This window comes from Parasphingomonas frigoris (assembly GCF_036663815.1).
GTDB lineage: Bacteria > Pseudomonadota > Alphaproteobacteria > Sphingomonadales > Sphingomonadaceae > Sphingomonas.
Map to the genome: position 1 here is coordinate 59,652 of NZ_JAXOJQ010000007.1, position 13,589 is coordinate 73,240.

Annotated in this window: 14 protein-coding genes; all 14 read right to left on the reverse strand. The window is 64.5% G+C overall.

Features of this window, described 5'->3' with window-relative positions; all coding sequences use genetic code 11:
- Nucleotides 1-31: 31 nt before the first annotated feature.
- The 14 genes from U1872_RS18650 to U1872_RS18710 all read right to left on the reverse strand — a co-directional run bounded on the left by U1872_RS18650 (nucleotide 32) and on the right by U1872_RS18710 (nucleotide 13,164).
- Complete coding sequence (locus U1872_RS18650) at nucleotides 32-181, reverse strand: benenodin family lasso peptide (RefSeq protein WP_332794428.1); 150 nt, start codon at nucleotides 179-181, stop codon at nucleotides 32-34.
- 305 nt (nucleotides 182-486) lie between these two features.
- Nucleotides 487-714, reverse strand: coding sequence for a DUF2274 domain-containing protein (locus U1872_RS18655; RefSeq protein ID WP_332794429.1), 228 nt, complete (start codon nucleotides 712-714; stop codon nucleotides 487-489).
- Nucleotides 711-1,964 (reverse strand): TraB/TrbI/VirB10 family type IV secretion system protein, encoded by a 1,254-nt coding sequence (locus U1872_RS18660; RefSeq protein ID WP_332794430.1) that lies wholly within the window; start codon nucleotides 1,962-1,964, stop codon nucleotides 711-713. The genes U1872_RS18655 and U1872_RS18660 overlap by 4 nt, the downstream gene beginning before the upstream one ends.
- A complete protein-coding gene (gene trbG, locus U1872_RS18665) occupies nucleotides 1,961-2,950 on the reverse strand; it encodes a P-type conjugative transfer protein TrbG (protein WP_332794431.1) in 990 nt (329 codons plus the stop codon). Before trbG ends, U1872_RS18660 begins: the two co-directional genes overlap by 4 nt.
- Complete coding sequence (trbF, locus tag U1872_RS18670) at nucleotides 2,947-3,630, reverse strand: conjugal transfer protein TrbF (protein WP_332794432.1); 684 nt, start codon at nucleotides 3,628-3,630, stop codon at nucleotides 2,947-2,949. Before trbF ends, trbG begins: the two co-directional genes overlap by 4 nt.
- Nucleotides 3,631-3,634: 4 nt before the next feature.
- Complete coding sequence (trbL, locus tag U1872_RS18675; RefSeq protein ID WP_332794433.1) at nucleotides 3,635-4,912, reverse strand: P-type conjugative transfer protein TrbL; 1,278 nt, start codon at nucleotides 4,910-4,912, stop codon at nucleotides 3,635-3,637.
- A complete protein-coding gene (gene trbK-alt / locus U1872_RS22900) occupies nucleotides 4,909-5,211 on the reverse strand; it encodes a putative entry exclusion protein TrbK-alt (protein WP_443025412.1) in 303 nt (100 codons plus the stop codon). Before trbK-alt ends, trbL begins: the two co-directional genes overlap by 4 nt.
- Nucleotides 5,156-5,872 (reverse strand): P-type conjugative transfer protein TrbJ, encoded by a 717-nt coding sequence (gene trbJ / locus U1872_RS18680; RefSeq protein WP_332794434.1) that lies wholly within the window; start codon nucleotides 5,870-5,872, stop codon nucleotides 5,156-5,158. The genes trbK-alt and trbJ overlap by 56 nt, the downstream gene beginning before the upstream one ends.
- Nucleotides 5,869-8,346: a conjugal transfer protein TrbE gene (gene trbE / locus U1872_RS18685; protein WP_332794507.1), complete on the reverse strand. Its 2,478-nt coding sequence runs from the start codon at nucleotides 8,344-8,346 to the stop codon at nucleotides 5,869-5,871. Before trbE ends, trbJ begins: the two co-directional genes overlap by 4 nt.
- Complete coding sequence (locus U1872_RS18690; RefSeq protein WP_332794435.1) at nucleotides 8,343-8,615, reverse strand: VirB3 family type IV secretion system protein; 273 nt, start codon at nucleotides 8,613-8,615, stop codon at nucleotides 8,343-8,345. The genes trbE and U1872_RS18690 overlap by 4 nt, the downstream gene beginning before the upstream one ends.
- Nucleotides 8,615-8,950, reverse strand: a complete 336-nt coding sequence (locus tag U1872_RS18695) for a TrbC/VirB2 family type IV secretion system protein (RefSeq protein ID WP_443025413.1) — start codon at nucleotides 8,948-8,950, stop codon at nucleotides 8,615-8,617. Before U1872_RS18695 ends, U1872_RS18690 begins: the two co-directional genes overlap by 1 nt.
- On the reverse strand, nucleotides 8,947-9,933 hold the full coding sequence (trbB, locus tag U1872_RS18700; RefSeq protein WP_332794436.1) for a P-type conjugative transfer ATPase TrbB: 987 nt from the start codon (nucleotides 9,931-9,933) through the stop codon (nucleotides 8,947-8,949). Before trbB ends, U1872_RS18695 begins: the two co-directional genes overlap by 4 nt.
- Before the next feature lie 349 nt (nucleotides 9,934-10,282).
- Nucleotides 10,283-10,666, reverse strand: coding sequence for a Cu(I)-responsive transcriptional regulator (gene cueR / locus U1872_RS18705; protein WP_332794437.1), 384 nt, complete (start codon nucleotides 10,664-10,666; stop codon nucleotides 10,283-10,285).
- Entirely contained in the window at nucleotides 10,663-13,164 is a 2,502-nt protein-coding gene (locus U1872_RS18710) for a heavy metal translocating P-type ATPase (RefSeq protein WP_332794438.1), read from the reverse strand. The genes cueR and U1872_RS18710 overlap by 4 nt, the downstream gene beginning before the upstream one ends.
- Nucleotides 13,165-13,589 lie beyond the last annotated feature (425 nt).

Sequence of the window (13,589 nt, forward strand, 5' to 3'; positions counted from 1 at the left end):
CGCACGGGCAGAGCCGCGCGCGCCGGCTCCGTCAGTCGTCGGTCATGCCGAACGGCTGCTGCAGCGAGGTGGCGCTGTCGAGCACGATACCCGCTGGACCCTTGGTCTCGACAGCGACGGCGCCGAGATCGATGAGTTCTTCGCTTTGTTCGTTGAACTGTGTCATGATGATCGTCTCCACTTTTAAACGCGACTCCAATAGTCGCGTCGAAAATGTACGACGCTCAGATCACTGCATCTATTTTATAATCCGATTATAATCGGACCAGCACTTTCAAAGATCTTTAAATTATATTTGGAAAGAGTGACCGGGCGCTGGGAAACGCGCGCGCGGAGCGCGCACTGACGCCTTTAGCTAAAGCCTGGACATATGCGTCAGAGGCCCGGTCACACGCTGCCGTTGCAGGCAGCGATCACGATCATATTGTTGTATTATATTAGGATAACAAGGGAATGGCGGCGACGCATCAATGCAGATCGTCGGCGTCAATTTGTAGAAAGCGGACGCCGTCGGGCGAAGGCTCGGTCGCTTGCCATGAACCGCTCGACCATCGGTGGTATCAGTCGTTCGACCGGCAGTGGGTGTTCGATCCCGGTCTCGCGGCAATGCGCTTCGGCATATCGCGCAAGATCGCGGTGTACCGCGCCCGACAACTCGATCGTCAGCTTGACCGGCTTCTCATCTTCGATCCGGCCCAGTCGCAGTTTTGTCATGGCGTGGCACTTTGCAATTCGAGGATCAGATCGCGTGTTACGATCACGCACAGCGGAAAGCCGGGGCGTATGGTCAATGTCGGCGGCACATTCATCTCGCGCTGCACCAACTGCCGGCCCGTTTGATTGATCGTGTCCTGGGTTCCATAGCGCAGCGCCCGTGTGAGCGCGTCATCGCTGTCGCTAGCAAGCTCGGACCCGACGCCGAGCAGCGTCGAAACCAAAGCGGCCTTCAACATATTGCCCCAGTGGTAGTTGGTCCGATCCTGCAACCCCGCCATGCCAGCAGCATCCGCGCCAGGCTGGCGGTCGAGCAGGATCGAGCGTCCGCCAGTCAGGATGAGGCGATCCCACGCGAGCAGCACGCGGTTCTGCCCGGCCGCGATCTCGCTGCTGTACGTGCCGGTCAGCCGCGCGCCCTGTGGGATGAGCAGGATCCTGCCGGTCGGACTGTCGTAGACATTCTGCGTCACCTGCGCCGTGATCTGTCCGGGAAGGTCGGAGCGGATGCCGGTGATGAGCGCTGCCGGAATGATGCTGCCCGCCTGGAGCACATAGGGCGATGTCGAACTCGTCGCGCGTTCGATGCTTCCCGTCATCCTGTTTGCGCCGACTTGAAGGAAGGCGAGGTTCGACGCTTGGCCCGTCGCGGGCGGTGCGACTGATGGCGTAACTGCAGCGCCAGCATCGGTCGTCGGCGACGCGCTGGGAATGGGCGCTGCAGACGTGCCGCCGCCTGGTATGCTGGCACTGGCGCCTGCGAGGAATAGGCTGCTGGTGCGGGCGGTGTCGCGCTCCTGGGCTGCTCGCTGGCGCGCCTGTTCCGCGCGTGCGCGCTGCGGGTCGGGCGGGGGTGCTGCGGACGCTTCCATCGGTGGGGCAGGGACGATCTGGCCGTTTGCCTGCGCGGTGAGGATCGGCCGTCCGAGGTCCCCGGGTAGCGGTGGCCCCAATTTGGGTACTTTCGAATAGTCGGCAGGGGCCGCCGTCACGGCATTGGCCTTGGGGGCTCGATCCGCGCTGTAGAGATTCGTCGGCGGTGCCACAGGTCCATGCGGCTGCAGGGCATAGATCAGCGATCCGCCGATCCCCACGCCTGCGGCAACGCCGAGCACCGCAAGGGCCTTGCGCGATAGACGGGTCACGCGTGGCGGCACGCCTCGCAAGCGGAACGCGTCGCTGGTGTCGGCAGGGGCCGGATCTTCCCGCGCCGGTTGCTCGGGAGACGCTGCCTCGGCTGGATCGGTCATGGCCGCCCCCGACGCCGCAGCTCGTCGCGGACGATCCGGATCGTCTGCGCGCGCTTCCTACCCCCGAGCCGGAGTTCGGCAGCCGTGAACAGCCGGTCAACCACCATGTAGCGGCCCTGCACACGGTAGTTCACCAGCTCAGCATTGCCGTCCGCACCGAGCACGAAGATCGGCGGCATATCCGAGGTCGCGATCCCGTCCGGGAACTCGACATAGGCTTGGCGACCATCGTCAAAAGCGCGCACCGGACGCCATACGGCTTTGTCACCCTCGATCTGGTAACGGAAATTGAGCTGTGCCGGGTCGATGCCCGCGGCGACTGGCGCGACGCGTTCGGCCTCGGCCTTGCTCGCTTTCAGCGCGATCAGCATGTCCTGCGGATAGCTCCACGAGATCGCGGCCATATAGGTCGCCGGCGTTGCCCTCAGCTCGAGATGATAGGTACGCCGGTCGGTGTTGATGACGAGGTTAGTCATGAGATCAGCGCGCGTCGGTTTTACGAGGATATGGACCTGCTTGTTTGCAGCCACACCGCTGGTGGTATCGCCGATGATCCAGCGGACGGTGTCGCCAGCCGCAACCGGTCCGCTGCCCACCAATTCCTCGCCGGTCTGCAGCGCGATGTCGGTGACGCGACCAGGCGCCGCATAGACCTGATACAGCGCGCCATCCGCATAGGGATATTGCTGGATCGCGTTCAGCCAGGACGCGCGATCGGGTTCGATCCTCGCGCTCGCGTTCGCCTTCCCGACGCGTACCTTCGCGCTCGGCGGTTTGGACGGCACCTCCGCCTCTTTCCGCACGATCAGTTTCGTGAAAGAGTCTGTCACAGCCGTAGTGTGCGCTTCGGTTGCGGAAGATGCCGCACGCGGGGAGGAGGGCGGGGTGGTCTGCGCTTCGCAGGCCGCGGCGGCACTCGACAGGATTGCGGCAATCAGGCTGCCAATCGCGGGCAGTGGCATCCCCGCATTTCTGAGGATTGTCATTGGCTGAGTTCCTTCGACCAATTGAGGGCATCGACAAAGACGCCCAAGGGGTTCTTGCGCAGGCCGTCGGGCGTGCGCGGCGTCTGGATTGCGATCGTTAGGATCGCCGACCAGCGCGCCGTGTCGGCAAGCGCGCCGTCCTGATAGCGGCGCTCGGTCCAGGCGACGCGGAAGCTGTTTGGAGACGCCCGGATCACGCTCGATACGTCGACCGCCACCTGAACCTTGCCGGCTTGGGCGAACGGGTCGTTGCCGCGCGCATAGTCGTTGAGGACGAGCGCACCCTTGTCGGTCGTGAAGTCGTACGCGCGCAACCAATCCTGCCGAAGCACGACCGGGTCCGCGGGGATGGTGCGCACATTTTCGATGAACCGCGCGAGGTGGAATGCGATCTGCGGGTCGCTTGGCTGATAGCCGGCTTGCGCCGGCGCGACTGCCTGCGCCTCGCCGAGCGTGTCGACTTGCACCACCCAGGGGACGATAATGCCGCGCGCCGACTGCCACACCAAGCCGCCGGCGAGGCCGCCGGACAAAGCCAGGCAGCCGAAGAAGGCCAGACGCCAGTTCTTGGCCTGGACGCGCGCCGATCCGATCCGATCGTCCCAGACCTGACTTGCCCGCTGGTAGGGAGTCACGGGTTCGGGCGTCTGTCCGTAGCGTGTGGAGGATCGTCGAAACATCGAGTCAGTCCTTTTGCGTAATGTCGGGGCCGGCTCCGCCGCCATGGCTATCACCGGATTTAAGCGTGTGGCTGAGCACGGTGGCGCCGTGTGTCGCCGTCTGCCGCCGCTTCATGGCTGCCGCCCATGCCGGTTGGCCGCCCGGGTTGGCCGATGCGGTCGGGCCGGCGGAGGTGCCGCGCCCTTCCACAAAGCTCTCCCGGATCGAGCTGGCAGCCTTTTTGAGGGGAGACATAGTGGCGGAGCCTGCGCTCCGCGCGGCATTGCCAAGCCCGCCTGCGACTGCCGCGCCGCCGCTTTTGCCGGCGCTGCCGGCCTGGTACGCAGCCGATGCGGCACCCGCCGCTCGCGCGCCGCCCGACGCCGCGGCACCGATGGCGCCGGCTGCAGCACCACCGGCGATGCCCGCTACCGCGGCCCCGCCCGCAATCGTCGCGCCGGCTGCGAGCGCGGTCCCGGTTGCGGCGCCCGCCCCGAGTTGCGGACCGCCGGTGACGATGCCGTTGGCGATGCCGGGGCCGAACACGCCGAGCCCGAGCAGGGTCAGCGCCGCCAGCGCAATGGCCATGGCCTGTTTCAGGTCAGGCTCGACCACCGTCGGCGCGTCTGTAAACTGCTTGAACAACGTCGTGCCGATGCCGGTGATCACCGCGAGCGTCATCAGCTTGATGCCCGACGAGATGATGTGTCCGAGCACGCGCTCGGCCATGAAGGCGGTTCGACCGAAGAACGCGAACGGCAGCAGGATGAAACCAGCGAGCGTCACCAGCTTGAACTCGATGATCGTGACGAACACCTGAATCGAGAGCACGAAGAAGGCGAGCACGACGATCACCCAAGCCAGCAGCAGGATCACGATCTCGGAGAAATTGGTGAACAACCCGACCGGGCCTAACAGACCCGCCGTCGCGTCGAGCAATGGCTTTGCTGCCTGGAGCCCGGTCGCCGCGACCGTGCCGGGTTTGAGGAATTCGCCAACCGCCATGCCGCTGCCCGACGCCTTCAGCCCGATCCCAGCGAAGCTTTGGAACAGGATATTGGCAAGGTTGGAGAAGTTGCCGATGATGTAGGCGAACACGCCGATGTAGAGCGTCTTCTTCACCAGCCGCTGGAGCACATCCTCATCGGTGCCCCAGGCCCAGAACAGAGCAGCGATCGTCACGTCGATCGCGATCAGCGTCGAGGACAGGAACCCGACCTCGCCACCGAGCAGGCCGAAGCCGCTCTCGATATAGCGGGTGAACACCGACAGAAAAGTGTCGATCACGCCGGTGTCGTTCATTGAACCGCCTCCTCACCAAAGAAGTGGCGCCGGCGGGCTTCCCAAGCGGACGCGCAATCGCTCTCCGATTGGGTGACCGTTCGGCAGCGCGGCGGCGTCGCATCAACCGACCCGGCGAGGCTCGGACGCGTCTCCGGCAGCGCAGCGGGCCGAGGCGGCGCGCGCATTGCCGAGGTGATCGCGACGGCGAGCATCAGCCCGCCTAGGCCCGCACCGACCGCGATCTTGCCGACCGGGCCCATCTCAATTGCCGCGAAACCGCGCGAAGCGCTCGCGCGCTTCGGCTTCGGTCGCCGCATTGCGGGCCGCCTCCAACGCCTGCGCCCGGCCTTGCGCGGCAACCGTCGCGGTCAGGTCCGCGAGCTGCTGAGCTTGCAGAGCAAGCAACTGATTGCCGGCCTGCGACGCCTGCAGCGCGCCGCTCGCCGACTGGCTTGCGGTCACCAGCGTGCTGATCGAATTGCGCGTACCATCGAGATTGCCGACGACACCCGCCTGGATCTTCAGAGCATCTTCGAGCGCGCCGACGCTATCTTGCCAGCGGTCGTTGGCGTTCGTCACCATTTGCGCTTGCGGCGCGGTCAGATTGGCGCCGTTGTAGCGCGTCGTGAAGGCCTGCTGGACGTCGGCCACGCTGTACGCGATGCGCTGTGCCTGGGCGAGAAGCTGCTGGGTACGTTGCACCTGTTGTTGCAGCGTGGAGAGCGTCGAGACCGGCAGGCTGGCGAGATTCTTCGCCTGATTGATCAGCGCAGTCGCCTGATTCTGGATCTGCTGGATCTGGTTGTTGATCTGCTGAAGGCTGCGTGCGGCGGTGAGCACGTTCTGCGCATAATTGCTCGGGTCGTAGACGATGCCGCCGAACTGGGCCTGCGCCGGAGAGCGGAGCGCCAGACCCGACACGGTCGCCAGAGCGAGCGCGGCGGCGGAAAGTTGGCGCCGAATGGGGAACATGCTCATGGAACAACCTCCTCTGGGGTGACGTCGTCGGGATCGCCGGGTGCCGGTGCCGGGGCGGGATCGGGAAGAAGCTGCGCTGCCCAGTCCAGGCCGCGGTGCCGTAGCCACGCACGTGCGAAGTCTTCGCTGCCGTGCTCCGCGAGCAACTCGGCGATGCGGCGCTGGTCGGTCTTCGACGACGCGGCCGCGAACGCCAGCGCCACATCGCCCAGACCCAAGTCGAACAGACGGTTTCCGCGCCGCGACTGGCAGTAATAATCGCGCTTCGGCGTCGCGCGCGCGAGAATGTCGATCTGCCGGGCGTTCAGTCCGAACCGCTCGTAGATGCGCGCGATCTGCGGCTCGGTAGCGCGCTCGTTAGGCAAAAAGATCCGCGTCGGGCAGCTTTCGATGATCGCCGGTGCGATCGCGCTTGTCTCGATATCGGCCAGACTCTGCGTCGCGAAGATCACGCTGGCGTTCTTCTTGCGCAGCGTCTTCAGCCATTCGCGCAGCTGGGCTGCAAACGCCGGACTGTCGAGCACTAGCCAGCCTTCGTCGATGATGATCATCGTCGGCCGCCCGTCGAGGCGACCTTCGATGCGGTGGAAGAGGTAGGATAGGACCGCCGCGGCGGAGGCGGCGCCCACCAGGCCCTCGGTCTCGAACGCCTGGACCGAGGCCTGCCCGAGAAACTCGGATTCCGCGTCCAGAAACCTTCCCCAGGGACCGCCCACGAGATACGGCGCCAGGGCCTGTTTGAGCTTCTGCGATTGCAGCAGAACCGCGAGGCCGGTGAGCGTGCGTTCTGCGACCGGAGCCGTCGCCAGCGAATTTAGCGCCGACCAGACGTGCTCCTTCACCTGCGGGTCGATACCCACGCCTTCACCGGCGAGGATCGCCGAAAGCCATTCCGCGGCCCAGGCGCATTCGCTGGCTTCATCGATACGCGCGAGCGGTTGCAGGGTGACGGCGGAGCCATGCTCGTCATCGTGCAATGCATGTCCGAGATCCTGCCAGTCCCCGCCCATTGCCAGAGTGGCGACACGAATGGACCCGCCGAAATCGAATGCGAAGATCTGGTTGTCCGGATAGCGCCGAAACTGCAACGCCATGACGCCGAGCAGTACCGACTTGCCCGCTCCCGTCGGCCCGACGATCAGGCTGTGCCCGACATCTCCGACATGAAGCGAAAGACGGAACGGGGTGGAGCCTTCGGTCCTTGCGTGCAGCAAGGGGGGGAGACCGAAATGCTCGTCCCGTTCCGCCCCCGCCCACACCGCAGATAGCGGCATCAGGTGGGCGAGATTGAGCGTGGAAATGGGGGGCTGGCGGACATTTGCATAGACTTGACCCGGAAGGCTGCCGAGCCATGCCTCGACCGCGTTCAGGCCTTCCACCATGCAGGTGAAGTCGCGGCCTTGGATGACCTTCTCGACCAACCGCAGTTTTTCGGACGCGGAGACCGGATCGCGGTCCCAGACCGTAACGGTCGCGGTCACATAGGCGATGCCCGCCTGGTTTGCGCCGAGCTCCTGCAGTGCCAGATCGGCATCGGTCGCCTTGTTCGCAGCATCGCTGTCGGTCAGCACCGACGCTTCGTTGGTCATCACCTCCTTGAGGATGGCGGCGACCGATTTGCGCTTGGCAAACCATTGCCGGCGAATCTTGCCGAGCACCTTGGTGGCATCGGTCTTGTCGAGCATGATCGCGCGCGTCGACCAGCGATAGGGAAAGGCCATGCGGTTGAGCTCGTCGAGTAACCCCGGGAACGTCTCGGTCGGAAAGCCCGTGATGGTCAGCGTGCGCAGATGCTGCGCACCAAGCTTTGGCTCGAGCCCCCCGGTCAGCGGTTCGTCGCTCAGCAGCGCATCGAGATAGACCGGCGTCTCGGGTACGCGGACGCGCTGCCGTTTCGTCGACACGGTGTTGTGCAGGAAGGTCAGCGTCTCGGCATCTTCGAGCCAGCCCACCTCGGGCATGAACCCCTCGACCAGATGCAGCACGCGATCTGCGCGGTCGATAAAACCGCTGAGCAGCGCCCTGGGATCGACGCCGCTTGAGGAGCGCCCCTCATATAGCCAACCTTCGGCGCGCGCGGCATCTTCAGGCGGCGGCATCCACAGCAGGGTCAGATAATAGCGGCTTTCGAAGTGCGCGCCTTCCTCGCGGAATTGCTCGCGGCGCTCGAGATCGACCAGTTCGGACGCCGCGTCAGGGAACGTTGATTGCGGATAGTCCAGCGTCGGCGAGCGCTGCGCGTCGACGAACACCGCCCAGCCGGTGCCGAGCCGCCGGAGCGCATTGTTGAGCCGGTGGGTCACGGCAACGAGCTCCGACGGCGTGGCGCTGTCGAGATCGGGCCCTCGAAAATGCGCTGTGCGCTGGAAGCTGCCGTCCTTGTTGAGCACCACGCCGGGTGCCGCCAGCGCGACCCAGGGCAGGAAGTCCGCGAGGCACGCCGCGTGCCCGCGATATTCGCGCAAGCTCATCATGGCCGCATCCACGTCGGGTAGCGCAAATGACGTCGGGCGACGTCGACAAACTGAGCGTCGCGGCGCGCCGCCCATACGCCGAGCGCATGGCCGATCGCCCAGATCGCCAGTCCTGCAAACCAGAGCCGCAGACCGAGCCCGACAGCCCCGGCGAGCGTCCCGTTGAGGATCGCCACCGAGCGGGGCGCGCCGCCAAGCAGGATCGGTTCGCTCAGCGCACGATGGACCGGTGCGTAAAAGCCCGGCACACTTTCGTCGTTGGTACGCATCAGATGAGCGCCCCGCCGCTGAACGAGAAGAACGATAGGAAGAATGAGCTGGCGGCAAAGGCGATCGACAGGCCGAACACGATCTGGATGAGCCGCCGAAATCCGCCCGAAGTTTCACCAAAGGCAAGGCTCAGCCCGGTCACGATGATGATGATCACCGCTACGATCTTGGCAACGGGCCCCTGGATCGATTCGAGGATCGAATTGAGCGGCGTCTCCCACGGCATGGAAGAGCCGGAGGCATATGCCGGGCCCGCCAGCAGCGGCAGGCTTGCCCACAGCCATAGGCCGGTATGACGCAGGCGCCGAAGAGGACGCTGGGGAACAGCGATCATTGCGAATCTCCATGGTTGGGGGATGGTAAAATGGTGAGGCGGTAGTCGCCGGTCGCGGGATCGAGACCATCGACGCGCGCGAGTTCGGACAGTCGTCGTCCCGCTCCATCGCGCGCGAGCACGGCAATCAGGTTTATGGTCTCACCGATGAGCGCTCGCGGAACCGTGACGACCGCTTCCTGAATGAGTTGCTCCATGCGCCGGAGCGCCCCGATCGCGCTGCCAGCGTGGATCGTGCCCACCCCGCCTGGATGACCAGTGCCCCACGCTTTGAGGAGATCGAGCGCTTCGCTGCCGCGCACTTCGCCGATGGGGATTCGATCCGGGCGCAGACGCAGGCTCGAGCGGACGAGATCGGAGAGCGTCGCAACGCCTTCCTTTGTGCGCATCGCGACCAGATTTGGGGACGCGCATTGCAGTTCGCGCGTGTCCTCGATCAGCACGATCCGGTCGGTGGTCTTCGCGATCTCTGCGAGTAAGGCGTTGGTCAGCGTCGTCTTGCCGGTGCCGGTGCCGCCGGCGACGAGGATGTTGGCGCGCGTCGCGACCCCGTTGCGCAGGACAGCTGCCTGCAGGCGCGACATGATCCCCGCCTGCGCATAGGCGTCCAGCGTGAAGATCGCGACGGCGGGTTTGCGGATCGCAAAGGCCGGCGCGGTGACCACCGGCGGTAGCAGACCTTCGAATCGTTCTCCGGTTTCGGGCAGTTCTGCAGATACCCGCGGCGACTGATCGTGGACCTCTGCGCCGACATGGTGCGCGACAAGACGGATGATGCGCTCGCCATCGGCTGGTGCCAGCCGCTCCCCGCTATTGGTGATCCCCTCGCCCAATCGATCGACCCAGAGCCAGCCGTCTGGGTTGAGCATCACCTCGATAACCGATGCGTCGGCCAGCCAAGTCGCGATCGAAGTGCCCATCGCGCTGCGAAGCATCCGGGCTCCCCGGATGATGGCCTCGGATCTGATCGGCTGCGCGCGCATCTACATTCCCAGATTGGCGCCGGTTTGAAGTAACCGACGCTTTCGGGGTAATTAAGAGACGCAGAAAAGGGTCAGATTCAACAAGGATTTGTCGTAGTAGTAGGCTGGCGAAGACATACAGGTGATGGCGTAAGCTGTTGTCGACGAGCCATCCGCCCTGGACGGCGGCTTCGGCCAGGAGCAGTCATCACGGATGATGCCATCGAAAGCCTGTGTATACGAACAATTTGGTGGAACGAGCCTGGGCAATTCTTTTCGGGAGCCGCATAGTCAAGGTCCGCCCTTCGCTGGTGTCACAACCGTTCGGTCTTCCCCCTCGGGGCGGTAGGTTAAATTCTAGCGGTAGGCGCTATTCGGCCAAATGTTGGATAATAGGGCAATCGGGGCGATTCTCACCGTGACAGGATCGAGCAAGTTCAGCGAGTGCTTGACGCATGGCTTCCAAGGCGCGGACCTTGCGGCCCATCTCGGCAGCGCGCGATTGCGCCAGGGCCTTTACATCGGCACTTGACCGCGCGCGATCTGACCAGAGTCCCAGCAAAGTGCGGATTTCCTCGATCGGGAACCCTAGATCGCGCGCGTTGGCGATAAAGCGCAGCCGATGAACGTCTGCGTCCGAATAGTCCCGGTAGCTCCCGCGCCGGGGCGGCGCTGGCACCAAACCGATTTTCTCATAATGGCGGATCATGCGTTGGGAGACGCTGCTGGCGTCGGACGCCGCGCCGATGTTCATAGCTTCACCGTGTTCAGCCGCAGCGCATTGAGGACCACGGTAACGGACGAAAGCGCCATCGCCGCGCCAGCCAGCATTGGCGACAGAAGAATGCCCGCCACGGGGTAGAGCAGCCCGGCCGCGACGGGCACGCCGATCCCATTGAACAGGAACGAGAAGAACAGGTTCTGACGTACATTCCGCATCGTCGCACGGGCAAGCTTGCGCGCACGCACGATGGCCGAAAGGTCGCCGCGCGTGAGAGTAATGCCGGCGCTTTCGATCGCCACGTCTGTTCCCGTGCCCATTGCAAGGCCCACGTCTGCAGCCGCCAGCGCTGGAGCATCATTGATGCCGTCGCCTGCCATCGCGACCTTGGCACCACTCGCCTTCAACTCGCCGATGATACGCTCCTTGTCTTCCGGTCGCAGACCCGCGCGGATGTCGTCGAGTCCGCCGACGGCGCGCGCGACCGCATCGGCGGTCGTTTGATTGTCACCAGTAAGCATGATGACGCGGAGCCCCTGTTGGCGAAGTGCGGCGATCGCCGCCCCGGCGTTTGCGCGCACCGGATCGGCGACCGCGAGCAGGCCGGCAAGAGCGCCGTCGATCGCCACCAGAATGACGCCTGCGCCGTCGCCGCGATGACGATTGGCGGCTTCAGCTAGTGGCTTGAGATCAACGCCGACCCGGCGCATTTGTGCGGCGTTCCCGATCACAACCGAGCGGCCGCCCACCGTGGCGCTGACTCCCAAACCGGTTTGCGACGCGAAATCGGCGACGGTCCCGAGCTGTAATTCTCGATCCTTGGCGGCGACGACGATCGCGTGTGCGAGCGGGTGTTCGGATTGCCCTTCGACGGCAGCGGCCAGCGCTAGCATATCGTTTTCTACTACCGCGCCAACCGTCTGGGCCGCGATGAGCTTCGGCTTGCCGGCCGTGAGGGTGCCCGTCTTGTCGATGACCAGTGTATCGACCTTCTCTAGCCCTTGTAGCGCTTCCGCGTTCTTCACCAGAACGCCAGCTGTCGCGCCACGTCCTGTGCTGACCATGATCGACATGGGCGTGGCGAGCCCGAGCGCGCAGGGGCAGGCAATGACCAGAACGGCAATGGCATTGAGCAGCGCATGGCCCATGCGCGGCTCTGGGCCGAACAGCGACCAAACCACGAATGTCGCGATCGAAATTAGCACGACCAGCGGCACGAACCAGCCCGACACCCGATCGGCGACCGCCTGGATTGGAGCCCGGCTGCGCTGCGCGTCCGCGACCATACGGACGATGCGCGCGAGCATCGTATTGGACCCGACCGCGCGCGCTTCCATGATAAGGCTTCCCGTGCCGTTGATCGTTCCCCCGGTGACGGCCGACTCAACCTCCTTGAGGACAGGCGCGGGCTCGCCGGTGAGCATGGATTCATCGACCGAGGAGTGTCCTTCGACGATCACGCCATCGACAGGGATCGCCTCGCCAGGGCGAACGCGCAGACGATCCCCGGTTGCCACGTCGGCAAGACTGACTTCCTCCTCCGAGCCGTCCGATCGCACCCGACGCGTTGTCTTGGGGGCAAGATCCATGAGGGCGCGGATAGCGCGTCCCGTCGCCGCTCTGGCGCGCAGTTCGAGAACCTGTCCGAGCAGCACTAAGGCCACCACGACACCGGCCGCCTCATAATAGACCGGGACCACGTCCCCGTGCATTCGGAAGGCCGAAGGGAAGATGCCGGGCGCGACCGTCGCGACAAGGCTATAAAGGAAGGCTGCACCGACCCCGATCGAGATCAGCGTGAACATATTGAGATGGCGCGTACGAAGCGAGGTCCATCCACGCTGGAAAAACGGCAAGCCCGCCCAAAGTACGATCGGCGCGGTGAGCGCGAGCTGTACCCAAGGCGATGCGGCAGGACTCACGACGTGGACGCCAAGCATTTCGGCCACCATCGAGATCGCCAGCAGCGGCACGGCTAGCACGCCCGCTACCCAAAGCCGGCGTGTAAAATCGACCAGTTCAGGGTTTGGTCCGTCGTCGAGCGATGGTTCTTCCGGTTCGAGCGCCATGCCGCAGATCGGGCACGTTCCCGGCCCTTCCTGACGGATTTGCGGGTGCATGGGGCATGTCCAGATCGCCCCCGGTGTCGCCATCGGCGAAGGCTTTCGCTTGTCGCCGAGATAGGTATCAGGGTTGCGAACGAACCTGGTCCGGCACTCGGCGCTGCAGAAATGATAAACGTGTCCCGCTTGCGTGGCACGGTGCCCCGTCATCGCCGGATCGACTGTCATCCCGCAAACCGGGTCCACGGCCGTTGCCGTGCCTTCGCCAACATTGCCGCCAGAGCAGCAGCCCCCAGACTTCGCGTTGTTCGGAGCTTGTTCGACGGTTGCAGGAGCCTCGCCGGCCGCTTTACCCGAGCAGCAGGTCGCATGCCTCAAGGCTGGCTCTACCGAGGCAGGCTCGGCTTCGCTCTTTCCGGAGCAGCCGCAGCGCTTGGATTGGGGGGTATGGGAACGAGAGGCGTTCATGGCGGGAGACTCCTTCGACCCGGGAGCATGTAGGATCTGACATCATGTCAGGGTCAAGACCCGATCGGTTAAAGGCGTCAATCATCGGAATCTACGCATCCTAGACGGGGCGCTCTCAAATCCCCGAGTTGGGGGGGGCGGGCGTGCCCAGCGAGACGACCAGCGCCAGAATGAACACGATGCGGGCAGTCTCCACTCGAAAACCTATTCGCAGTGCGCCAAGTGCGCCCGCATGATAGAAATCGGCAATCGAACGCTTAAATGCCAACGTGAGCCGAAAGCGGTTACGGTATCGGCAAGCATGGATGCAAATGATCGCCAGCGGCCCAGAGCCGACAGGCGATCAACCCGCCTAGCAATGGCAGGTCTTGGAAAAAGCGGCCGTTACCTCGTCAGCTTCGCAATAACTTGAGTTAGTCGAAAGC